Source organism: Pseudomonas batumici, from assembly GCF_000820515.1.
Classification (GTDB): domain Bacteria; phylum Pseudomonadota; class Gammaproteobacteria; order Pseudomonadales; family Pseudomonadaceae; genus Aquipseudomonas; species Aquipseudomonas batumici.
Genome location: NZ_JXDG01000045.1, coordinates 102,978 through 125,200, shown reverse-complemented (window position 1 = coordinate 125,200; position 22,223 = coordinate 102,978). Strand labels below are relative to the sequence as shown.

Below are 22,223 nucleotides of genomic sequence, written 5' to 3'. Positions count from 1 at the left end.
CCACTTGGGTATGAGGTGAACTATGTTAAACCGCGAACTCGAAGTCACCCTCAATCTTGCCTTCAAGGAGGCTCGCTCGAAGCGTCATGAATTCATGACCGTCGAGCACCTGCTGCTGGCCCTTTTGGATAATGAGGCGGCTGCTACCGTCCTGCGTGCCTGTGGCGCCAACCTCGACAAACTCAAGCACGACCTGCAGGAGTTCATCGACTCCACCACGCCGCTGATCCCCGTCCACGACGAAGATCGCGAAACCCAGCCAACCCTGGGCTTCCAGCGGGTCCTGCAACGTGCTGTCTTCCATGTGCAGAGTTCCGGTAAGCGTGAAGTGACGGGCGCCAATGTGCTGGTCGCGATCTTCAGTGAACAGGAAAGCCAGGCGGTGTTCCTGCTCAAGCAACAAAGCGTTGCACGTATCGACGTCGTCAACTACATCGCCCATGGCATCTCCAAGGTGCCCGGGCACGGCGATCATTCCGAAGGCGAGCAAGACATGCAGGACGAAGAGGGCGGTGAGTCTTCATCTTCAGGCAATCCACTGGACGCTTACGCCAGCAATCTGAACGAACTGGCGCGCCAGGGTCGTATCGATCCGTTGGTCGGGCGTGAGCTGGAAGTCGAGCGCGTGGCGCAGATCCTCGCGCGTCGGCGCAAGAACAACCCGCTGCTGGTGGGTGAGGCGGGCGTGGGCAAGACGGCCATCGCCGAGGGCCTGGCCAAGCGCATCGTCGACAACCAGGTGCCGGACCTGCTGGCCAATAGCGTGGTCTATTCCCTCGACCTGGGGGCGTTGCTGGCCGGTACCAAATACCGCGGTGATTTCGAGAAGCGCTTCAAGGCGTTGCTCGGCGAGCTGAAAAAGCGTCCGCAGGCGATCCTGTTCATCGACGAAATCCACACCATCATCGGTGCGGGTGCCGCTTCCGGCGGCGTCATGGATGCCTCGAACCTGCTCAAGCCGTTGCTGTCCTCGGGTGATATCCGTTGCATCGGTTCGACCACCTTCCAGGAATTCCGCGGCATCTTCGAGAAGGACCGTGCCCTGGCGCGGCGCTTCCAGAAGGTCGACGTGTCCGAGCCTTCGGTGGAAGACACCATCGGCATCCTGCGGGGTCTCAAGGGCCGTTTCGAGCTGCATCACAACATCGAGTACAGCGACGAGGCCTTGCGCGCCGCCGCCGAACTGGCGTCGCGTTATATCAATGACCGGCACATGCCGGACAAGGCCATCGACGTCATCGACGAGGCGGGAGCCTATCAGCGCCTGCAACCGATCGATAAGCGGGTAAAACGCATCGAAGTGGCGCAGGTCGAGGATATCGTGGCGAAAATCGCCAGGATTCCGCCAAAACACGTCACCAGCTCCGACAAGGAACTGCTGCGTAACCTGGAGCGCGACCTGAAACTGACCGTGTTCGGCCAGGATGCGGCCATCGATTCGCTGTCGACCGCCATCAAGCTGTCCCGTGCCGGCTTGAAGTCGCCGGACAAACCGGTCGGTTCGTTCCTGTTCGCCGGTCCTACCGGTGTCGGCAAGACCGAGGCGGCGCGGCAGTTGGCCAAGGCGATGGGCATCGAGCTGGTGCGTTTCGACATGTCCGAGTACATGGAGCGCCACACCGTTTCGCGTCTGATCGGTGCGCCTCCGGGCTATGTCGGTTTCGACCAGGGCGGCCTGTTGACCGAAGCCATCACCAAGCAGCCGCATTGCGTCCTGTTGCTCGATGAAATCGAGAAGGCCCACCCCGAAGTCTTCAACCTGCTGTTGCAGGTGATGGACCACGGGACCCTGACCGACAACAACGGGCGCAAGGCGGATTTCCGCAACGTGATCATCATCATGACCACCAACGCCGGTGCCGAGACCGCGGCGCGTGCATCCATCGGTTTCACGCACCAGGATCACTCTTCCGATGCGATGGAAGTGGTCAAGAAGAGCTTCACGCCGGAGTTCCGCAACCGTCTGGACACCATTATCCAGTTTGGTCGCCTCAGTCATGAGGTCATCAAGAGCGTGGTGGACAAGTTCCTTACCGAGCTCCAGGCGCAGTTGGAAGACAAGCGTGTGCAGCTGGAAGTCACCGATGCGGCGCGCAGCTGGCTGGCGGAAGGCGGTTACGACGCGGCGATGGGCGCACGCCCAATGGCGCGTCTGATCCAGGACAAGATCAAGCGGCCGTTGGCCGAGGAGATCCTGTTCGGCGAGTTGTCCGACCATGGCGGTGTGGTGCACATCGACATCAAGGATGGCGAGTTGACCTTCGAGTTCGAAACCACGGCTGAAATGGCCTGATTCGAGGCTGCAAACAAAAACGCCCGGCAATGCCGGGCGTTTTTGTATCGACTTGCTTAGCGAGCGCGGTAGGTGATGCGCCCTTTGCTCAAGTCGTAGGGCGTCAGCTCGACGCGCACTTTGTCACCGGTGAGAATACGAATGTAGTTCTTGCGCATCTTTCCGGAGATATGCGCGGTTACGACGTGCCCATTTTCCAATTCCACGCGAAACATGGTGTTTGGCAGGGTGTCGACGACAGTGCCTTCCATTTCGAAGCTGTCTTCTTTCGACATGCAGTAAAGCCCTCGGTGTCCAGTGAATGGCCCGGTGCAACTGCGCCAGGCAAAAGCGGCGTGCATTGTGCCCGAAAAAGGGGTGTCACGCCAAGGGGTTAGTACCGGCCTCGTCAATACGGCCCGATTCTGCTGACCTAGCTGAGGGTGACCCAGCGTTGATTGATCAGTAGCTCGATCGGTCGGTACTGGGTCTTGTAGTTCATCTTCTTGCAGTTCTTGATCCAGTAGCCGAGGTAGACCGCTTCCAGGCCCAGTCGGTGCGCTTCGCCGATCTGCCAGAGGATCGCATAGCGTCCCAGGCTGCGACGCTCCTCCTGGGGTTCGTAGAAGGTGTAGACCGCCGACAGGCCGTTGGGCAGCAGGTCGGTGACCGCCACGGCCACCAGGCGCCCCTCCAGGCGGAATTCATAGAAGCGGGAGAACGGCAGGTCGCGGACCAGAAAAGTGGAGAACTGGTCGCGACTGGGCGGGAACATGTCGCCATCGGCGTGACGTTGTTCGATATAGCGCCGGTACAGGTCGAAGTATTCCTCGCTGAACCCCGGTTTGACGGGCTTGACCTTGAGGTCGGCGTTGCGCTTGAGGATGCGTTTCTGCTGGCGATCGGGCAGGAACTGCGTCACGGGGATGCGCGCCGGCACGCAGGCGTTGCAGTTCTGGCAGTGTGGCCGGTACAGGTGGTCGCCGCTACGACGAAAGCCCATTTCCGACAGGTCTGCATAGACATGCACATCCATGGGCTGGCTAGGGTCGAGGAACAGCGTGGTGGCCTGCTCTTCGGGCAGATAACTGCAAGAGTGGGGTTGAGTGGCATAAAACTTCAAACGCGCCAGCTCGGTCATGATCGACCCTCGGAATAAGCTTTCAATTGCATTGAATCAAGTGTAAGCCAGCCTGGGAAAAGACGCCTACGCACTGTGTGAAGGTTACCTGATCGTGGTAGGTCAGGGCATCCAGGTGGCGCTGTTGGGCTGGTCCAGGTGCTCGCTCAGGTAGCGGGCAAAGGTCTCGCGGGGAATGGCCCGGGCACCGAGGCTGTGCAGGTGGTCGGTGGGCATCTGGCAGTCGATCAGGACGAAGCCTGCTGCCTCGAGGTGCCGGACCAGGGTGGCGAAGCCGAATTTCGAGGCGTTGTCGGCGCGGCTGAACATGGATTCGCCGAAAAATAGCTGGCCCATTGCCAGGCCGTAGAGGCCGCCCACCAGTTGCCCGTTGTCCCAGACCTCCACCGAGTGGGCGAAACCGCGTTCGTGCAGTTGCAGATAGGCGTTCTGCATGGCTTCGGTGATCCAGGTGCCGTCGGCATAGGCGCGCGGCGCGGCGCAGGCGCGGATCACGGCGGCGAAGTCGTGGTCGAAGGTGACCTGGTAGCGTTGCTGGCGCAACAGCTTGTTCAGGCTGCGGGACACGTGCAGCTCGTCGGGAAACAGCACGGTGCGCGGGTCCGGCGACCACCAGAGGATCGGCTGGCCTTCGGAGAACCAGGGGAAGCAGCCATGGCGGTAGGCCTGGATCAGTCGATCGGCGGACAGGTCGCCACCGGCGGCCAGCAGGCCATTGGGTTCGCGCATGGCCTTGGCCAGGGGCGGGAAATTCAGGGAGTCGCGTTGTAACCAGGTCAGCATGGCATTTGGGCTTGAGCAGAGGAGGGGAGGGCGGTCATGTACAGTCTCGCAGGCACCGCGCAACCCTGTGGGAGCCGGCTTGCTGGCGATGGCGGCCGATCAGGCGATGCAAGGCTCACTGGCCCCATCGCCAGCAAGCCGGCTCCTACAGGGATCGCGTTCAATTGGCTCATAAGGTCGGTGTTCGGTCGGCCCACAAGGTCGGCGTTCAGTCAGTTATCGTCCAGGAATTTCTCGGCGTCCAGTGCCGCCATGCAGCCGGCTCCGGCGGAGGTCACGGCCTGGCGATAGACATGGTCGGCCACATCGCCGGCGGCGAACACCCCGGGAATTTCCGTTGCCGTGGCATTGCCCTCGCTGCCGCCCTTTATCCGCAGGTAGCCGTTGTGCATCGTCAACTGGCCCTGGAACAGGTCGGTGTTGGGCTTGTGGCCGATCGCGATGAACACGCCGGTCAGCGGCAGCTCGCGGGTTTCGCCGGTCTCGCTGTGACGCAGGCGGGCGCCGGTGACGCCGCTGGCGTCGCCCAGCACTTCATCGAGGTTTTCGTTCCAGTGCAGGCGGATATTGCCGTTGGCGGCTCGCTCGAAGAGCTTGTCCTGGAGGATCTTCTCCGCCCGCAGCTTGTCCCGGCGATGCACCAGGTGCACCTCCCTGGCGATATTGGCCAGGTACAGCGCTTCCTCGACCGCGGTATTGCCGCCGCCGACCACCGCCACCACCTGGTTGCGGTAGAAGAATCCGTCACAGGTGGCGCAGGCCGAGACACCCTTGCCGGCAAAGGCGTCCTCGGAGGGCAGGCCCAGGTACTGCGCCGAGGCGCCGGTGGCGATGATCAGGGCGTCGCAGCTATAGACGCCGCTGTCGCCCGCGAGGACAAACGGGCGCTGCTGCAACTTGGCCGTGTGGATGTGGTCATAGATGACCTCGGTGTCGAAACGCTCGGCGTGTTTCTGCATGCGTTCCATCAGCACCGGGCCGGTCAGGCCTTCGACATCGCCGGGCCAGTTGTCGACTTCAGTGGTGGTGGTCAATTGACCGCCGGCTTGCATGCCCGTAATGACCAAAGGCTTGAGGTTGGCGCGGGCGGCATAAACCGCCGCGCTGTAACCGGCGGGGCCGGAACCCAGGATGATCAGGCGCGAATGCTTGGTTGCGTTCATGAAACACCTCATAAGCCTTTGTCACGAAAGAGAATGCGTGCTCAAATTGAACCGCGTGAAAAGTGCTGTCGGTTATGCTACACCCATGCGGTGACAGCGTGGCATCGGGCGGACAAATCCGTACAATGCCGGTTATGTAATGAAGCAGTGAATCATTTTGAAGAAATCCACCGCCACACCCTCTAAAACGGTTGTTCCGCTCTGGCGCCAGCAACTGCATTATCGCCTCAAGGAAGGTGCGCTGATCGCTATCGGCGCGTTGTGCCTGTTCCTGATGATGGCCTTGCTCACCTATGGCAAGGACGATCCGGGCTGGAGCCACAACAGCAAGATCGATGATGTGCAGAATTTCGGCGGTCCCGCCGGCTCCTACAGCGCCGATATCCTGTTCATGGTGCTGGGGTATTTCGCCTATGTGTTTCCCTTGCTGCTGGCGATCAAGACCTACCAGATCTTCCGCCAGCGCCACGAGCCCTGGCAGTGGAGCGGCTGGCTGTTTTCCTGGCGCCTGATCGGCCTGGTGTTCCTGGTGCTGTCCGGGGCCGCGCTGGCCCATATCCATTTCCATTCGCCCATCGGCTTGCCGGCGGGTGCCGGCGGTGCCCTGGGCGAGAGCCTCGGCAACCTGGCGAAGAACGCCCTGAACATCCAGGGCAGCACGCTGCTGTTCATCGCCTTGTTCCTGTTCGGCCTGACGGTGTTCACCGACCTGTCCTGGTTCAAGGTCATGGACGTCACCGGCAAGATCACCCTGGACCTGTTCGAACTGTTCCAGGGCGCGCTGAACCGCTGGTGGTCGGCCCGGGTCGAGCGCAAGCAACTGGTGGCGCAACTGCGTGAGGTCGACGACCGCGTCCACGAGGTGGTGGCCCCGGCGGTGCCGGACAAGCGCGAGCAGGCCAAGGTCAAGGAGCGCCTGATCGAGCGCGAGCAGGCCCTGAGCAAGCACATGTCCGAGCGCGAGAAGCAGGTGCCGCCGGTGATCGCCCCGGCACCGGTGAAGCCGCCGCAGCCGAGCAAGCGCGTGGAGAAGGAGAAACAGGCGCCGTTGTTCATCGACAGCGCGGTGGAAGGTACCTTGCCGCCGATTTCGATCCTCGATCCCGCGGAAAAGAAGCAGCTCAACTACTCGCCGGAATCCCTGGCGGCCGTCGGCCACCTGCTGGAAATCAAGCTCAAGGAGTTCGGCGTCGAGGTCTCGGTGGATTCCATTCACCCGGGTCCCGTGATCACCCGCTACGAGATTCAACCGGCGGCGGGGGTCAAGGTCAGCCGGATCGCCAACCTGGCCAAGGACCTGGCGCGCTCGCTGGCCGTAACCAGCGTGCGGGTGGTGGAAGTCATTCCCGGCAAGACCACCGTGGGGATCGAGATCCCCAACGAGGACCGCCAGATCGTGCGTTTCTCCGAGGTGCTTTCGACTCCGGAGTACGATGACGCCAAGTCCCCGGTCACCCTGGCCCTGGGCCACGATATCGGCGGCAAGCCGGTCATCACCGACCTTGCGAAGATGCCGCACCTGCTGGTGGCCGGTACCACCGGTTCCGGTAAGTCGGTGGGGGTGAACGCGATGATCCTGTCGATCCTGTTCAAGTCCGGCCCGGAAGACGCCAAGCTGATCATGATCGACCCGAAAATGCTCGAATTGTCGATCTACGAAGGCATTCCGCACCTGCTCTGCCCGGTGGTCACCGACATGAAGGACGCCGCCAACGCCTTGCGCTGGAGCGTGGCCGAGATGGAGCGGCGCTACAAGCTGATGGCCAAGATGGGCGTGCGTAACCTGTCGGGCTTCAACCACAAGGTCAAGGAAGCCCAGGACGCCGGCACGCCACTGACCGACCCGCTGTACAACCGCGAAAGCATCCACGATGAAGCGCCGCTGCTGACCAAGCTGCCGACCATTGTCGTGGTGGTCGACGAATTCGCCGACATGATGATGATCGTCGGCAAGAAGGTCGAGGAACTGATCGCCCGTATCGCCCAGAAGGCCCGGGCCGCCGGTATCCACCTGATTCTCGCGACCCAGCGGCCGTCGGTGGACGTGATCACCGGCCTGATCAAGGCCAACATCCCGACCCGCATGGCGTTCCAGGTGTCGAGCAAGATCGACTCGCGGACCATCATCGACCAGGGTGGCGCCGAGCAATTGCTCGGTCACGGTGACATGCTCTACATGCCGCCGGGCACCAGCCTGCCGATCCGCGTCCACGGCGCCTTCGTTTCCGACGATGAGGTCCACCGCGTGGTGGAGGCCTGGAAGCTGCGCGGCGCGCCGGAATACAACGACGATATCCTCAACGGTGTCGAAGAGGCCGGGAGTGGTTTTGAAGGTGGCGGCAGCGGCGGCGGTGACGATGATGCCGAGACCGATGCGCTGTATGACGAAGCTGTGCAGTTTGTGCTGGAAAGCCGTCGGGCCTCCATTTCCGCGGTTCAACGCAAGCTGAAGATCGGCTACAACCGGGCCGCCCGCATGATCGAAGCCATGGAAATGGCCGGGGTCGTGACCGCCATGAACACCAACGGTTCGCGCGAAGTCATCGCCCCCGGGCCGTCGCGCGACTGATCCGTGCCGCGTGGTTTCACGCGGCACGCCCTTTCAACGAGTTCAATGAGGATTCCCATGCGTTTTATCCGCATGCTGTTGCTGCCGGTTCTGGCCCTGACCACGCTGTCGGCCCACGCCGACCAGAAGGACGTGGCACGTTTGACCCAGTTGCTCGAAAAGTCCCAGACCCTCACCGCGCGTTTCTCGCAGTTGACCCTGGACGGCAGCGGTACCCAGTTGCAGGAAACGGCCGGCGAGATGTCCCTCAAGCGTCCGGGCCTGTTCTTCTGGCACACCGATGCGCCGCAGGAACAGACCATGATCTCCGACGGCCAGAAGGTCACCCTCTGGGACCCGGACCTGCAACAGGTGACCATCAAGAAGCTCGACCTGCGCCTGACCCAGACCCCGGCCCTGTTGCTGTCCGGTGATGTCTCCAAGATCAGCGAGAGCTTCGACATCAGCGCCAAGGAGGCCGGCGGGGTGGTCGACTTCATCCTCAAGCCGAAAACCAAGGACACCCTGTTCGACAGCCTGCGCCTGTCGTTCCGCAACGGCCTGATCAATGACATGCAACTGGTCGACAGCGTCGGCCAGCGCACCAACCTGTTGTTCACCGGGGTCAAGGCCAATGAACCCATCGATGCCGCCAAGTTCAAGTTCGCCATCCCCAAGGGTGCGGACGTGATCCAGGAATAAGAGGTTTCAGACGCCCCCCATGGACCTGTTCAGCCGTGCCCCGATCGCCCAGCCCCTGGCCGCCCGTCTGCGGGCGACCAACCTGGACGAGTACGTCGGCCAGGAGCACCTGCTGGCTCGCGGCAAGCCGCTGCGCGAAGCCCTGGAGCAGGGCGCGCTGCACTCGATGATCTTCTGGGGGCCGCCGGGCGTGGGCAAGACCACCCTGGCGCGGCTGTTGGCGGAGGTCTCGGAGGCACACTTCGAGACCGTCTCGGCGGTGCTGGCCGGGGTCAAGGAGATCCGTCAGGCGGTGGAGGTCGCCAAGCAGCAGGCCGGGCAGTACGGCCGGCGCACCATCCTGTTCGTCGACGAAGTGCATCGCTTCAACAAGTCCCAGCAGGACGCCTTCCTGCCCTATGTGGAAGACGGCACGCTGATCTTTATCGGCGCCACCACCGAAAACCCCTCGTTCGAACTGAACAACGCCTTGCTCTCCCGGGCGCGGGTCTATGTGCTCAAGAGCCTCGACGAAGCGGCGCTGCACAAGCTGGTGCAGCGCGCCTTGAGCGAAGAGCGCGGCCTGGGCAAGCGCCAGCTGAGCCTGGGCGATGAAGGTTTCAAGATGCTGCTGGCGGCGGCGGACGGCGATGGACGGCGACTGCTCAACCTGCTGGAAAACGCCTCGGACCTGGCCGAAGACGGCGGTGAGATCGGCGTCGAACTGCTGCAAAGCCTGCTGGGCGATACCCGCCGACGTTTCGACAAGGGCGGCGAGGCGTTCTACGACCAGATTTCCGCCTTGCACAAGTCGGTGCGCGGCTCCAATCCCGATGCGGCCCTGTACTGGTTCGCGCGCATGCTCGACGGCGGCTGCGACCCGCTCTACCTGGCGCGCCGGGTGGTGCGCATGGCCAGCGAGGACATCGGCAACGCCGACCCGCGGGCCCTGAGCCTGTGCCTGGCGGCCTGGGATGTGCAGGAGCGTCTGGGCAGTCCCGAAGGCGAACTGGCGGTGGCCCAGGCCATCACCTACCTGGCTTGCGCACCGAAGAGCAATGCCGTCTACATGGGCTTCAAGGCCGCCATGCGCAGCGCCGCCGAGCATGGCTCGCTGGAAGTCCCGCTGCACCTGCGCAACGCGCCGACCAAGCTGATGAAACAGCTGGGCTACGGCGACGAATACCGCTACGCCCATGACGAGCCCGACGCCTATGCGGCGGGCGAGGACTATTTCCCCGAAGAACTGGCGCCGCAGCCGTTCTACCAGCCGGTGCCGCGCGGGCTGGAATTGAAGATCGGCGAAAAGCTCAACCACCTTGCCACCCTCGACCGCAACAGCCCGAGACAACGGAGAAAGTCTTGATCCGCACCATCCTTGCCGTGTCTGTCGCCGGTATTATCGGCACCTTGGCGCGCTTCGCCACGGGCAACCTGATCAACGCCAACTGGCCGCGGCACTTCTATACTGCGACATTGGCCGTTAATATCGTCGGCTGCCTGGTGATTGGCGTGCTCTACGGCCTGTTTTTGGTGCGTCCCGAGGTGCCGATCGAGATCCGCGCCGGCTTGATCGTGGGGTTCGTCGGCGGCTTGACCACATTTTCATCCTTTTCACTGGATACGGTGCGCCTGCTGGAAAGCGGGCAGGTGCTCATTGCCCTGGGCTATGCGGCCCTCAGCGTATTCGGCGGGCTGCTCGCAACCTGGGCTGGCCTGTCCTTGACCAAACTCTGATAACGAGAAACCGACATGCTCGATTCCAAACTGTTACGTAGCAACCTTCAGGACGTAGCGGATCGTCTGGCCTCCCGTGGCTTCAGCCTCGATGTCGACCGCATCGACGCGCTGGAAAACCAGCGCAAGGTGGTGCAGACCCGCACTGAACAATTGCAGGCCGAGCGCAATGCGGTTTCCAAGAGTATCGGTCAGGCCAAGCAGCGCGGCGAAGACATCGCCCCGTTGATGGCCAGTGTCGAAACCATGGGTTCCGAGCTGAGCGAAGGCAAGGTCGCGCTGGACCAGATCCAGTCCGAGCTGGACCAGATCCTGCTGGGCATTCCGAACCTGCCGCATGAGTCCGTGCCGGTCGGTAGCGATGAAGACGGCAACCTCGAAGTGCGCCGCTGGGGCACGCCGACCGCCTTCGACTTCCCGGTCCAGGACCACGTCGCCCTGGGCGAGAAGTTCGGCTGGCTGGATTTCGAGACCGCTGCCAAGCTGTCCGGCGCGCGTTTCTCCCTGCTGCGTGGCCCGATTGCCCGCCTGCACCGCGCCCTGGCGCAGTTCATGATCAACCTGCACACCGCCGAGCACGGCTACGAAGAGGCCTACACGCCTTATCTGGTCCAGGCGCCGGCCCTGCAAGGCACCGGCCAGCTGCCGAAGTTCGAGGAAGACCTGTTCAAGATCGGCCGCGAAGGCGAAGCCGACCTGTACCTGATCCCGACCGCCGAAGTGTCGCTGACCAACATCGTTTCCGGTGAAATCATCGATCCGAAGCAACTGCCGTTGAAGTTCGTCGCCCACACCCCGTGCTTCCGCAGTGAAGCCGGTGCGTCGGGGCGTGACACCCGCGGCATGATCCGCCAGCACCAGTTCGACAAGGTCGAGATGGTCCAGATCGTCGAGCCGTCGACGTCCATGCAAGCCCTGGAAGACCTGACCGCCAACGCCGAGAAGGTCCTGCAACTGCTGGAGCTGCCTTACCGCGTTCTGGCGTTGTGCACCGGCGACATGGGCTTCAGCGCCGTGAAGACCTATGACCTGGAAGTCTGGGTGCCGAGCCAGGACAAATATCGTGAAATTTCGTCGTGCTCCAACTGCGGCGACTTCCAGGCCCGCCGCATGCAGGCGCGCTTCCGTAACCCGGAAACCGGCAAGCCCGAGCTGGTTCACACCCTGAACGGTTCCGGCCTGGCCGTGGGCCGTACGCTGGTGGCAGTGCTGGAAAACTACCAGCAGGCCGACGGTTCGATCCGTGTGCCGGCAGTGCTCAAGCCGTACATGGGCGGCCTTGAGGTCATCGGCTAAATGGAATTTCTGCCGCTGTTCCACAACCTGCGCGGCCGGCGTGTGCTGGTGGTCGGCGGGGGCGAGATTGCCTTGCGCAAATCCCGCCTGCTGGCCGATGCTGGCGCCGTGCTGCGGGTTGTCGCGCCCGAGATCGAGGGCCAGCTGCGCGAGCTGGTCGGCGCCAGCGGCGGCGAATACCTGTTGCGCGGTTACCTGGAGTCCGATCTCGACGGCTGCGGGCTGGTCATTGCCGCCACCGACGACGAAACGCTCAACGCCCGGGTGTCGGCGGATGCCCATCGGCGCTGCGTGCCGGTCAACGTGGTGGATGCGCCGGCCTTGTGCAGCGTGATCTTCCCGGCCATTGTCGATCGCTCGCCACTGATCATCGCGGTGTCCAGCGGCGGCGATGCGCCGGTGCTGGCGCGGCTGATCCGGGCCAAGCTGGAAACCTGGATTCCTTCGACCTACGGCCAGTTGGCCGGTCTGGCGGCGCGCTTCCGGACCCAGGTCAAGGGCCTGTTTCCGGGTGTGCAACAGCGCCGGGCGTTCTGGGAAGAGGTGTTCCAGGGGCCGATCGCCGATCGGCAACTGGCCGGGCAGGGCGCTGAAGCCGAGCGCCTGCTGCTGGAAAAGATCAACGGCATGGCGCCGAATGCGCCGGGCGAGGTGTATCTGGTGGGGGCGGGGCCGGGTGATCCGGACCTGTTGACCTTCCGTGCCCTGCGCCTGATGCAGCAGGCGGACGTGGTGCTGTATGACCGCCTGGTGGCGCCGGCGATCCTGGAACTGTGCCGCCGTGATGCGGACCGGATCTACGTCGGCAAGCGTCGCGCCGATCACGCTGTACCCCAGGACCAGATCAACCAGCAATTGGTCGACCTGGCGAAGCAGGGCAAGCGGGTGCTGCGTTTGAAGGGTGGCGATCCGTTCATCTTCGGCCGTGGCGGCGAAGAGATCGAGGAACTGGCGGCCCAGGGCATTCCGTTCCAGGTGGTGCCGGGAATCACGGCGGCCAGCGGTTGCTCGGCCTATGCCGGGATCCCGTTGACTCATCGCGATTATGCGCAGTCGGTGCGTTTCATCACCGGTCACTTGAAGGATGGCTCCACGGACCTGCCCTGGGCGGATCTGGTGGCGCCGGCGCAGACCCTGGTGTTCTACATGGGGCTGGTCGGCTTGCCGGTGATCTGCGAGCAGTTGATTGCCCATGGTCGTTCGGCGCAGACGCCGGCAGCCTTGATCCAGCAGGGCACCACGGCCAATCAGCGGGTGTTTACCGGTACCCTAGCCAACCTGTCGCAACTGGTGGCGGAGCATGAAGTGCATGCGCCGACGCTGGTGATCGTCGGGGAAGTGGTCCAGCTGCGCGAGAAGCTGGCCTGGTTCGAAGGCGCGCAATCCCAGGTTTGACGCCATCCTTACGGTTGACGCGAATCTCTACTGTGGGAGCCGGCTTGCCGGCGATAGGGCCCTTGAGGACGCCATCGCCAGCAAGCCGGCTCCTACAGGCTGTGCGGCACGCCTGTCAGCTCTTCCAGACCCCACGCCCCGTCAGCCGCTCACGATCATGCGCGGCCATGAAATCCTGCTCCGGCCCCTTGGGCACGATCCCCGTCGGATTGATGGTCCGGTGACTGGCGTAGTAATGCCCTTTGATATGGGTAAAGTCCACCGTCTCGGCCACCCCCGGCCATTGAAACAGCTCCCGCAGCCAGTTCGACAGATTCGGATAATCGGCAATCCGCCGCAGGTTACATTTGAAGTGGCCGTGGTACACCGCATCGAAACGGATCAGCGTGGTGAACAGGCGTATATCCGCTTCGGTCAGGTATTCCCCCGCCAGATAACGGTTCTCCCCCAGATGCCGCTCCAGATGCTCCAGTTCGCCGAACAGATCATCGAAGGCCGCTTCATAAGCCGCCTGTGAAGTGGCGAACCCGGCCCGATAGACGCCGTTGTTCACCGCCGGGTAGATACGCTCGTTCCAGCCGTCGATCAGCGGGCGCAAGGCCTCGGGATAGAAATCCAGACGATTGTCGGTGAGCGCATTGAACGCGCTGTTGAACATGCGGATGATTTCCGACGATTCATTGCTGACGATGCGCTGCAATTGCTTGTCCCACAGCACCGGCACGGTTACGCGGCCGGTGTAGTCGGCGGCATCGGCGGTGTAGCGCTGGTGCATGAAGGCCTGGTTATCCAGCGCATCGCCACTGGAGCCGTAGTCCCGGTCGAAGGTCCAGCCGTTTTCCAGCATCAGCCAACTGACCACGGACACGTCAATCAGGCCTTCCAGGCCCTTGAGCTTGCGCAGGATCAGGGTGCGGTGGGCCCAGGGGCAGGCCAGGGACACATAGAGGTGGTAGCGACCGGCTTCGGCCTTGAAGCCGCCCTCGCCGCTGGGGCCGGGCCTGCCATCGGCCGTCAGCCAGTTGCGGCGTTGCGCCTGTTCGCGCTGGAAGGCGCCGTCTTTACTGCTTGCGTACCATTGGTCGTGCCAACGACCGTCGATCAAAAGGCCCATCGGAAACTCCTCGGCAAGTGTGCTTTGGAGTCCAGTCTAAAGACCTTTGTTCGAATAAATAGCGCAAACCCTGGGGGTTAATCATCGATCAGATCGATATATCCCGGGCATCCCAGTAGCGACGGGCCTGTTCGAAGGCCTGTTCGCGGGGCGTGCCGAGGCCGCGCAGGGCCAGGGCCATGGTCGAGATCAGGGCCAGTTGCGGGTAGCTGTCCTCGACTTCGCCACGCCAGACGGCCTTGAGGTGTTCGGGGTCCAATGTCGCCGGTTTCACATGGCGCTGCTCGGACAGCGCGGGCCATTCCTCGTCCCAGCTTTCGCCATCGGTGGTGCCATAGAGATGGCTGCTGCTGTCCGGGTTGACCTCGATTTCCCCTCCATCACCCTTGATCACGATCACCGTGTCGCCCAGCAGGCCGCTGGCCTCGCGATGCACCGCCTGGTAGCCGGGATGGAAGATGCTTTGCAGGCCGCAGCGTGCGCCCAGTGGATTGAGCAGGCGCGCCAGGGAGTGGATTGGCGAACGCAGGCCCAGGGTGTTGCGCAGGTCGATCATGCGCTGTAAGGACGGCGCCCAGTCGCCCAGGGGCATGAAGGCGAGGTTGCCGTGGCCGATCGCCTGCTCGACGGCCGCCCAGTCACGGCACAGCGGAATTCGCAGCGTGTCGAGTAGCTGCTCGGTGTAGAGACGGCCCGCGGTATGCGCGCCGCCGCCGTGCATGAAGATCCGGATGCCGTTCTGCGCCAGGCACTTGGCGGCCAGCAGGTACCAGGGCAGGTGACGCTTCTTGCCGGCGTAGGTTGGCCAGTCCAGATCGATCGCCAGCCTTGGCGCCTGCAGGCGCTCGCGCAGGGCCTGGGTGAAGCCGGCCAGTTCCTCCGGGCTTTCTTCCTTGTGGCGCAACAGCATCAGGAAGGCTCCGAGCTGGGTGTCCTCGACCTTGCCGTCCAGCAGCATGCCCATGGCTTCGCGGGCTTCTTCGCGGGTCAGGCTGCGGGCGCCACGCTTGCCCTTGCCGAGGATGCGGACGAACTGGGCGAACGGGTGCTCGGCGGGCGTTTCGGTGATCAACGGCGTGTAGTCGGTCATAAGCAGTTCGTCGGTTTGGGCAGGCCCGCCAGCTTGGCGGCGAGTTTGGCGGGAGTGCCTTTGAACAAGCGATTGAGGTGCAGGCTGTTGCCCTTGTCGGCGCCCAGCTTCAAGGCGGTGTACTTGATCAACGGGCGGGTGGCGGGGGAGAGTTCGAACTCCTGGTAGAACCCGCGCAGCAGTTCGAGGATCTCCCAGTGCTCGGGACTCAGCTCCAGCTCCTCGCGCGTGGCGAGGGCGGCCGCGACCTCCGGCGACCAGTCGCTCAGTTCCACCAGGTAGCCATCCTTGTCCAGGGCGATGGCCTGCCCGTTCACCGTCAGCGTGCTCATAGCCAGGTATTGACCTTGTCGTAACGGATCGACAGTTCGACGAACGCCGGGTAGTCGACGCTGGTGGCCCAGGCCGGGCACTCCAGGCCGCGGGCTTGCAGGTCCTCGTCGAGGAGGAACAGGCGCAGGCTGTCGCCGCGCTCTTCCAGCGCCTCGAGCGGCAGGCTGCGCGGTTGCACGGCATGCACCGCGTCGCCACAGAGCAGCAGCGCATCCTCGCTGCCCAGCAGGCGCAGGCAACTGCCCAGGCGACTGTCGGTGAAAGGGGAATGGGACAACACATGCAAGGTCGACATCAGAGGGTGATCACCTGGTCATAACGGTTAACAAGCGCACCAAGCTCTTCGGCGGTGAGCACCTCAAGGTCTTCGCCGGCGACCTGGGTTGGGAAAATCCCCCGGTCGGCCAGGCTGTCGGCGCAGGCGTACAGCGCATCGATGCCGAACAACGACAGCGCCTGGAGGTTGGCGGTCAGGTCTTTCTGTTGCAGGGCCTTGGCGTTCTGCCCGGGCATCAACTGGAACACGCCGTCGTCCATGAACAGCAGGCCGATGGGCAGATCGAACGCGCCGCCGGCCAGCACGATGTCCAGCGCCTCGCGGGCCGCGGGACCGGACCAGGGAGCCTGGCGGCTGATAATCAGCAGGGACTTGGACATTTCAAGGCCCTCCGAAGCAGATCAGGCGGTCGGCGGCTTGTACCGCATCATGCAGCTGGCCCAAGCCGGACAAGGCCCAGGGCGCCGTCAGATTGACCGCCGAACGTTGATAGCGCTGGGCTTCTTCGTCGTCCAGCACGCCGCGCCGCAAGGCCGCCGCGATGCAGACCACGCCGTCGAGCTGGTGTTCGCTGACGAAGTCCGCCCATTGCCGGGGTAGGTCCTGCTCGTCCTGCGGCGTGACCACACTGCTCGACGCGCTGTGCACGCCGTCCTGATAAAAGAACAGCCGCACAATCTCATGCCCGCCGGCGAGCGCGGCCTGGGCAAACAGCAGGGCGCGACGGGAAGAGGGCGCGTGGGGCGCGGAAAACAGCGCAATGGCAAACTTCATGGGGGACTCTGTCAGCAAACCTGTGGTCATGATAAGGCCAGAACCCTCAAGAAGCTAAATCACAGGCAACAAAAAGCCCGCCGAAGCGGGCTTTTTGCTGAGCGGGGGGGCGATCAGTCGTCGCGGCCCATGACGCCGAAGATCTGCAACAAGCTGATGAACAGGTTGTAGATCGACACATACAGGCTGATGGTCGCCATGATGTAGTTACGTTCGCCGCCGTGGATGATGGCGCTGGTCTGGAACAGGATGCAGACCGAGGAGAACAGCACGAAACCGGCGCTGATCGCCAGCTGCAGCCCACTGATGTGGAAGAACATGCTGGCCAGGGTCGCGCCCAGCAGGACGAAGAAACCAACGGTGATGAAGCCGCTGAGGAAACTCATGTCCTTGCGGGTGATCAGCACGTAGGCCGAGAGGCCGCCGAAGACCAGCGCGGTCATGGCGAAGGCCGAGCTGACCACTTCGGAGCCGCCCTGCATGCCCAGGTAGCGGTTGAGGATCGGGCCGAGCAGATAGCCCATGAAGCCGGTGAGGGCGAACGTGGAGACCAGGCCCCAGGCCGAGTCGCGCAGCTTGTTGGTGAGGAAGAACAGCCCGTAGAAGCCGATCAGCACCACGAACACGTTGGGGTACCTGACGTGCATCTGCTGGGAGATGAAGGCCGTCAGGCCACTGAAGGCGAGGGTGAGGGCCAGAAGGCTGTAGGTGTTGCGCAGGACGCGGCTAACTTCTAGCTGCTCAGCCTGCACGCTGTTAACGGCGTAATCCTGTTCGCGCATGGCGACACTCCTTCGGGTTTGAAATGTTCAGTCGCAAAGATGATACCAGAGGCTCTGTAACAAGCTATCACGAGAGTTTGACAGTGTGTGTCATTCCGGTATTATGGCGCCCGCAATGCATGGGAGGTGTGGCCGAGTGGTTTAAGGCAGCAGTCTTGAAAACTGCCGACTGTAACAGGTCCCAGAGTTCGAATCTCTGCGCCTCCGCCATATTTGTATCTGAAGGCCCCGTATTCCGGGGCCTTTTTGCTTTCTGTGATTTCTGTTCCGCCATCCATTCCCCCACGCTGCTTTTGTGTGATTTTGCTCTGCCTCCCTCTAAAGGGGTGTGAATGCAGCGGTGTGAGCATCCCCGCCTGCCCGCGAAGGTGTCTCATGGCCCGATTTTAATCAGCCCCTCACCTTGGCTTCCAAACCAAGGGCCTCTTTCTCCTCCTGTTCGCGTACGAGATCCCCAAGAATTTTGCCGCGATTACCTGTGCTGAGCGTGGTGATCGGCTTCATCCTGGCTTCGGCGTTTTCGGCCATCGTGGTCTACGCTCAAGAACAAGTACCGGGCAACGTCAGGATGATTGCCGGGGGGGCTTCGGTCTGATGTTTGGTTTCGGCGGAGCCGCCAGGAAGCTCGAGGCGATTGCTGTTTGATCGTTTCTTTGGCGTCAAGGGAGAGGGAGTGCTTTCGCACGTTTTTATGTGAATCTCTGTGCATGCTACTTGGTCGGAGGGATCCTTATGTTGCGTTTGTTATTACCTGTGCTCTGCGCGCTACTGGTCTGGCCCAGCATTACCTGTGCCGACGAAAAAGCCACGGCTTATCTGCTAAGTCCGGGTGACGTCATTTCGGTTTCCGTTTGGGGCGAAGAGAAGCTGAAACAGGAGGTGCACGTACTTCCTGATGGCAGCATTACCTTCCCGCTGGCAGGACGAGTCGATGTTGCGGGGCTTGATGCCACTGCAGTCGCAAAGAAAGTCGCTGCCAGGCTCAAGGAGTTCATACCCGATCCGAACGTGAGCGTTGTCATCACGAGCACCGCAGGCAATCTCGTCTATGTGCAGGGTAAGGTGCTGAAGCCCGGCACCGTACAGATGACAGGTCCAACTGCAGTGCTGCAAGTTTTGAGCATGTCGGGCGGGCTCGACAAATTCGCCGACAAGGAGGAGATCAAGGTCGTGCGCCGCAATGGGGCTAAACAAGAGATCCTGCCTGTCCATTACAGCGATTTGATGTCCGGGCATGACATGTCCACCAATATTCAACTCCAGGCCGGCGATACGCTGGTCGTGCCTTAGCCTTGCGCGATGCACTGGGGATTATCTTGCCTGTGCTGCGAACGGCCGGAGTCGCGACGGCCATCTTGAGCTTGCCGTGCTCCGGTGTGGTTTATGCTGCTACTTGGCAATCAGCAATCGTTCTGCCTTCGACTGTCGAGTACGACAGCAACCCGCTGCTTGTTACGGAAAACAAGAAGGGTGTGACTCGTACGATCATCGCCCCCGATTACACGCTTGTCGGTACTTCAGACCGGGATCAGTGGCGGTTCGGTCTTGGTGTGAATCTGGTGCGTTCGTCCGATACGTCCATCGTTTCGGACCGCGAAGACCCCAACTTGCAGTTGGGGTGGCAGCGCGAGACCGAAACGGGCGGTTTTGGACTCACGGCGAAGTATGTTGAGAGTTCAACGCTCTCCACTGCGGTTCAAGAAACCGGTGTGATTGCCACCGATGGTACGCAAAAGCTGACCTCGTTCGGCGGCAACTGGAAGACCGCTCTCAGTGAGCGAACGACCTTGGTTAACGAAACCGACTACACGCATGTCACTTACGACCTCAATACACTGACCAACTATGACGAGCTTTCGAACCGCCTGAGCTTGAACTACGCATGGAGCGAGCGTGTGGAGCTATTCACGCGTCTTGGCGTGAAGCGTTATGAGCCGCAGCAGGGATCTGCGGTGCCTTCCTCAAACAGTTACACCCCCACTGTAGGCTTGAACTTTGAGATCTCCGAGCGGCTCAAGGGGGCGCTTTACGCAGGTGTCAATCAAGTCTCTGGCCCGAACAGCCGCCCCCGTGGCCAAGGCGGTTTTTCGTTGCACTATACCGGTGAGCGTGTTGATACAAGTATCGACGCCGCTCGTAGTACTGTCGCCAGCGGCGACGGCGGTTTTGTCGAGGTTGATAACCTGAACGCTACATGGAGTTATGCCCTCGACGACACCAGCCGTACCGGTTTTGATACCTCATGGCAAAAAACCAAAGGGCTAACGCCTAATACCCTGCGCAATGTCGGTGTCTGGTTCAGCCGGGATCTCTCGCCTTTCTGGGTGGCGCGCCTATCCTTCATGTACAAGGAACTCCAGCAAGCTGGCTTGCCGGATGCCACTGCAAACGTCGTCGGGTTGACCTTGACCTATAGTCCCCCCGACTTCTGAAATTCAGCAGGGTGATAAATATGACCTCTGAATACGAAATGTCGGCCAATGACTACATTGCTGTCATCAAGCACCATGCCTTGCTGTTGATCCTGAGTGTCGCGGTCATACTCGCCACGAGCGTAGTGGTCGCGATCTCTATCCCACCCATCTACGAGTCATCTGGCACTATTCTGGTCGAGTCTCAGCAGATTTCGCCAGACCTGGTGGCGTCGAACAACAATACCTTTGCCGATGAGCGCATCGAAGTCATTCGCCAGCGCGTGATGACCCGTGAGCATCTGGAAGGGATCATCGACAAGTACAATCTTTTTGCTTCGCAAAGCAGGCAGTTGAGCGTTTCCGAGAAAATCGATGAAATGCGCAATGCGATTACAGTCTCCTTGGTCAGTGCTGTCATCAAGGGGCGCGGAGAAGTGACGATTGCTTTCCGTCTTTCCTTTGAGCACCGGCAGGCAGAGATTGCCAACAAAGTGGCCAACGAGCTGGTGACGCTGTTTCTGGATGAAAACATCAAGCAGCGCACCGAGCGCGCCAGTGAAACAACAGAGTTCCTGACGCAGGAGGCGGACAAGCTCAGGGTCGAACTGGAAGCCCTGGAAAACCGCTTGGCAGACTTCAAGCAAGCGCACAGCAACGCGCTTCCCGAGCATCAGGAGTTGCGCATGAATATGTTGTCACGCGCCGAAACCGAGCTCAAAGAGGTCGACCGTGACTACAAATCTGCCCGTGAGGAGTTGCGCTTCAATGAGTTGGAGCTTTCCGCAGCAGCGACCAAGCATGAATTGCCCGGCCCGGCGGTTGATAAACAGCAAGATCTGGGTAGCCTCAAGGCGGAGTACACCCGGTTACGGTCGCTGTATACGGAAGCTCACCCCGATGTGCGTGCCGTCAAACGCAAAATTGCTGCACTTGAGGCTACCAAAGGTGCTGGTGGTGCAGCGGCTCCGGCCAGTCTGGACCTTGCCAAGGCTCAGGCCCGGATCGCTGCCACAGAAGCCCGTATCAAGTCGCTGGCCGATCAAAAGCAGGAAATACTCAAGAAAATAGCCGACTACGAGGCGCAAATTCTTGAGACGCCGCAAGTCGAGCGCGGCTTGGTCACACTGATGCGTGACTATGAAAACGCTCGTAAAAAATACGAGGAAATTCGCACCAAGGAAATGAGTGCGAAAATTTCCGAAAGCCTGGAGCAGGAAAACAAAGCCGAGCGTTTTGTTCTTCTGGAATCGCCATTGCTGCCTGAAAAGCCGATACGGCCGAACCGTAAAAAAGTGGTTGCCATGGGCTTTGTCCTCGCTCCGGTGGGCGCTGGCGCATTGGTGATGCTCCTTGAGATGCTGAACCAGCGCGTGCGCGGAGCTGAAGCCTTGGCCAGTGTGCTGGGTAGACGCATATTGGTTGCGATTCCCTACATCTACACCAGGGCGGAATTGGCACGCCGTAAGCAGTGGCGAACGCGATTGATCGTCAGCGGAGTCGTGATCATCGTGCTCTTTCTGGTGCTCCTGCACTTCTTCTACATGCCTCTGGACCTTCTGATGTTTAAAGCTCTGGGCCGGTTTGCATAAGGAATATAGCCATGGAAATAATCAAGCCCGATACCGAGGATTCCGAGCAACAGCCTTCGACAAGTCTCGTGACAGTACCAAAAGCCATGACAGAGACCGGGCAGTCTGCAGGTCTGAATGCGCTGAGTTATGTGCAAACCAAAGTTGTACCGCTGCGGCCAGATCATCTCGAGCGCAATCGCATTGTGGCGTACAACAAGAATTCGAATATGGGGGGGGCTTTCGATCTGCTGCGTACGCAAGTTCTGAAAGTCATGGAAGAAAATGGCTGGCGTACGCTGGCTATCACCTCGCCAACTCCGGAGGCAGGCAAGACGGTATTGGCTATCAACCTGGCAATGAGCATCGCCCACCACACCACCAAGACGGCGCTACTGGTGGATTTCGACTTGCGTCGTCCGATGGTGGGTGCCTGCCTGGGGCTGCCGATGGAGAAATCGCTCAATGAATTGCTGGACCATGAAGCGGAACTGCAAGAGGTTCTGGTCAACCCGACCTTGCCGCGCTTTGTCGTCCTGCCGACACGAGAGCCGATCCCTCTCTCTACCGAGGTGCTGTCATCGCCCACAGTGAGCTATTTGATTGCTGATCTGCGCGAGCGCTACGACTCGCGTATCGTGATTTTCGACTTGCCGCCGTTGTTGAGTTCGGACGATGTTATTACCGTCTTGCCTAAATTCGACTGCGTCCTGCTGGTGGTCGCAAACGGCATGAACAGCAAGAAAGAGATCGAGGAAAGCCTGTATCATCTGGGGACAGCCAATCTGATTGGCACGGTACTCAACAAAGCCGATCCCCCAAACCGCTCTTACTACTAGAGCGTCACCCTTAGGC

General features: G+C 61.4%; 23 protein-coding genes, 1 tRNA gene and 1 pseudogene. 13 read left to right on the top strand and 12 right to left on the bottom strand.

The window, feature by feature from the left end:
- Positions 1 to 22 precede the first annotated feature (22 nt).
- A complete protein-coding gene (gene clpA / locus UCMB321_RS17825) occupies positions 23 to 2,293 on the top strand; it encodes an ATP-dependent Clp protease ATP-binding subunit ClpA (protein ID WP_040069300.1) in 2,271 nt (756 codons plus the stop codon).
- 56 nt (positions 2,294 to 2,349) lie between these two features.
- On the opposite strand, the gene infA is transcribed toward clpA, so the two are convergent.
- The 4 genes from infA to trxB all read right to left on the bottom strand — a co-directional run bounded on the left by infA (position 2,350) and on the right by trxB (position 5,359).
- Entirely contained in the window at positions 2,350 to 2,568 is a 219-nt protein-coding gene (gene infA, locus UCMB321_RS17820; protein ID WP_002553999.1) for a translation initiation factor IF-1, read from the bottom strand.
- 137 nt (positions 2,569 to 2,705) lie between these two features.
- On the bottom strand, positions 2,706 to 3,413 hold the full coding sequence (locus UCMB321_RS17815; RefSeq protein ID WP_040069296.1) for an arginyltransferase: 708 nt from the start codon (positions 3,411 to 3,413) through the stop codon (positions 2,706 to 2,708).
- A gap of 102 nt (positions 3,414 to 3,515) precedes the next feature.
- Positions 3,516 to 4,196: a leucyl/phenylalanyl-tRNA--protein transferase gene (gene aat, locus UCMB321_RS17810; RefSeq protein ID WP_040069292.1), complete on the bottom strand. Its 681-nt coding sequence runs from the start codon at positions 4,194 to 4,196 to the stop codon at positions 3,516 to 3,518.
- Between the two features lie 212 nt (positions 4,197 to 4,408).
- Entirely contained in the window at positions 4,409 to 5,359 is a 951-nt protein-coding gene (gene trxB / locus UCMB321_RS17805) for a thioredoxin-disulfide reductase (RefSeq protein ID WP_040069289.1), read from the bottom strand.
- A 157-nt stretch (positions 5,360 to 5,516) separates the two neighbouring features.
- On the opposite strand from trxB, the gene ftsK reads away from it, so the two are divergent.
- The 6 genes from ftsK to cysG are packed head-to-tail and all read left to right on the top strand — an operon-like array spanning position 5,517 to position 13,016.
- Positions 5,517 to 7,928 carry a DNA translocase FtsK gene (ftsK, locus tag UCMB321_RS17800; RefSeq protein WP_040069286.1) on the top strand — a complete coding sequence of 804 codons (2,412 nt, stop codon included), beginning with the start codon at positions 5,517 to 5,519 and terminating at the stop codon, positions 7,926 to 7,928.
- A 57-nt stretch (positions 7,929 to 7,985) separates the two neighbouring features.
- Positions 7,986 to 8,609 (top strand): outer membrane lipoprotein periplasmic chaperone LolA, encoded by a 624-nt coding sequence (gene lolA / locus UCMB321_RS17795; protein WP_040069283.1) that lies wholly within the window; start codon positions 7,986 to 7,988, stop codon positions 8,607 to 8,609.
- 19 nt (positions 8,610 to 8,628) lie between these two features.
- Entirely contained in the window at positions 8,629 to 9,954 is a 1,326-nt protein-coding gene (locus tag UCMB321_RS17790; protein ID WP_040069281.1) for a replication-associated recombination protein A, read from the top strand.
- On the top strand, positions 9,951 to 10,325 hold the full coding sequence (gene crcB, locus UCMB321_RS17785; RefSeq protein ID WP_040069279.1) for a fluoride efflux transporter CrcB: 375 nt from the start codon (positions 9,951 to 9,953) through the stop codon (positions 10,323 to 10,325). Before UCMB321_RS17790 ends, crcB begins: the two co-directional genes overlap by 4 nt.
- A 15-nt stretch (positions 10,326 to 10,340) precedes the next feature.
- Complete coding sequence (gene serS / locus UCMB321_RS17780) at positions 10,341 to 11,621, top strand: serine--tRNA ligase (protein WP_040069276.1); 1,281 nt, start codon at positions 10,341 to 10,343, stop codon at positions 11,619 to 11,621.
- Positions 11,622 to 13,016, top strand: coding sequence for a siroheme synthase CysG (gene cysG / locus UCMB321_RS17775; RefSeq protein WP_040069273.1), 1,395 nt, complete (start codon positions 11,622 to 11,624; stop codon positions 13,014 to 13,016). It abuts the gene before it with no gap.
- Between the two features lie 115 nt (positions 13,017 to 13,131).
- On the opposite strand, the gene UCMB321_RS17770 is transcribed toward cysG, so the two are convergent.
- The 7 genes from UCMB321_RS17770 to UCMB321_RS17740 form a co-directional block, all read right to left on the bottom strand.
- Entirely contained in the window at positions 13,132 to 14,130 is a 999-nt protein-coding gene (locus UCMB321_RS17770; protein ID WP_040069271.1) for a glutathione S-transferase family protein, read from the bottom strand.
- 88 nt (positions 14,131 to 14,218) lie between these two features.
- Positions 14,219 to 15,202, bottom strand: coding sequence for a glycosyl transferase family protein (locus UCMB321_RS17765; protein WP_209437188.1), 984 nt, complete (start codon positions 15,200 to 15,202; stop codon positions 14,219 to 14,221).
- 14 nt (positions 15,203 to 15,216) lie between these two features.
- A complete protein-coding gene (locus UCMB321_RS17760; RefSeq protein WP_040069266.1) occupies positions 15,217 to 15,552 on the bottom strand; it encodes a TusE/DsrC/DsvC family sulfur relay protein in 336 nt (111 codons plus the stop codon).
- Positions 15,549 to 15,848 carry a sulfurtransferase complex subunit TusB gene (gene tusB / locus UCMB321_RS17755; protein WP_040069263.1) on the bottom strand — a complete coding sequence of 100 codons (300 nt, stop codon included), beginning with the start codon at positions 15,846 to 15,848 and terminating at the stop codon, positions 15,549 to 15,551. Before tusB ends, UCMB321_RS17760 begins: the two co-directional genes overlap by 4 nt.
- Positions 15,848 to 16,210: a sulfurtransferase complex subunit TusC gene (gene tusC / locus UCMB321_RS17750; RefSeq protein WP_040069260.1), complete on the bottom strand. Its 363-nt coding sequence runs from the start codon at positions 16,208 to 16,210 to the stop codon at positions 15,848 to 15,850. Before tusC ends, tusB begins: the two co-directional genes overlap by 1 nt.
- A 1-nt stretch (position 16,211) precedes the next feature.
- Positions 16,212 to 16,604, bottom strand: coding sequence for a sulfurtransferase complex subunit TusD (tusD, locus tag UCMB321_RS17745; RefSeq protein WP_040069258.1), 393 nt, complete (start codon positions 16,602 to 16,604; stop codon positions 16,212 to 16,214).
- A 113-nt stretch (positions 16,605 to 16,717) separates the two neighbouring features.
- A complete protein-coding gene (locus UCMB321_RS17740) occupies positions 16,718 to 17,386 on the bottom strand; it encodes a Bax inhibitor-1/YccA family protein (protein ID WP_040069257.1) in 669 nt (222 codons plus the stop codon).
- Positions 17,387 to 17,508: 122 nt separating this feature from the next.
- Between UCMB321_RS17740 and UCMB321_RS17735 the strand changes: the two genes are divergently transcribed.
- Positions 17,509 to 17,596, top strand: a tRNA-Ser gene (locus UCMB321_RS17735).
- A gap of 180 nt (positions 17,597 to 17,776) precedes the next feature.
- Here UCMB321_RS17735 and UCMB321_RS31080 read toward each other — a convergent pair.
- Positions 17,777 to 17,914: a hypothetical protein gene (locus tag UCMB321_RS31080; RefSeq protein WP_167337446.1), complete on the bottom strand. Its 138-nt coding sequence runs from the start codon at positions 17,912 to 17,914 to the stop codon at positions 17,777 to 17,779.
- On the opposite strand from UCMB321_RS31080, the pseudogene UCMB321_RS30790 reads away from it, so the two are divergent.
- The 5 genes and pseudogenes from UCMB321_RS30790 to UCMB321_RS17715 all read left to right on the top strand — a co-directional run.
- Positions 17,865 to 18,013, top strand: a pseudogene (locus tag UCMB321_RS30790) (MFS transporter); the annotation flags it as partial. The gene UCMB321_RS31080 and the pseudogene UCMB321_RS30790 sit on opposite strands and share 50 nt — an antisense overlap.
- 105 nt (positions 18,014 to 18,118) lie before the next feature.
- Positions 18,119 to 18,676: a polysaccharide biosynthesis/export family protein gene (locus UCMB321_RS17730; protein WP_040069256.1), complete on the top strand. Its 558-nt coding sequence runs from the start codon at positions 18,119 to 18,121 to the stop codon at positions 18,674 to 18,676.
- 26 nt (positions 18,677 to 18,702) lie between these two features.
- A complete protein-coding gene (locus UCMB321_RS17725) occupies positions 18,703 to 19,818 on the top strand; it encodes a hypothetical protein (RefSeq protein ID WP_040069369.1) in 1,116 nt (371 codons plus the stop codon).
- A 20-nt stretch (positions 19,819 to 19,838) separates the two neighbouring features.
- Entirely contained in the window at positions 19,839 to 21,389 is a 1,551-nt protein-coding gene (locus UCMB321_RS17720; RefSeq protein ID WP_040069255.1) for a GumC family protein, read from the top strand.
- Positions 21,390 to 21,475: 86 nt separating this feature from the next.
- Complete coding sequence (locus tag UCMB321_RS17715) at positions 21,476 to 22,207, top strand: CpsD/CapB family tyrosine-protein kinase (RefSeq protein ID WP_245220828.1); 732 nt, start codon at positions 21,476 to 21,478, stop codon at positions 22,205 to 22,207.
- Positions 22,208 to 22,223 lie beyond the last annotated feature (16 nt).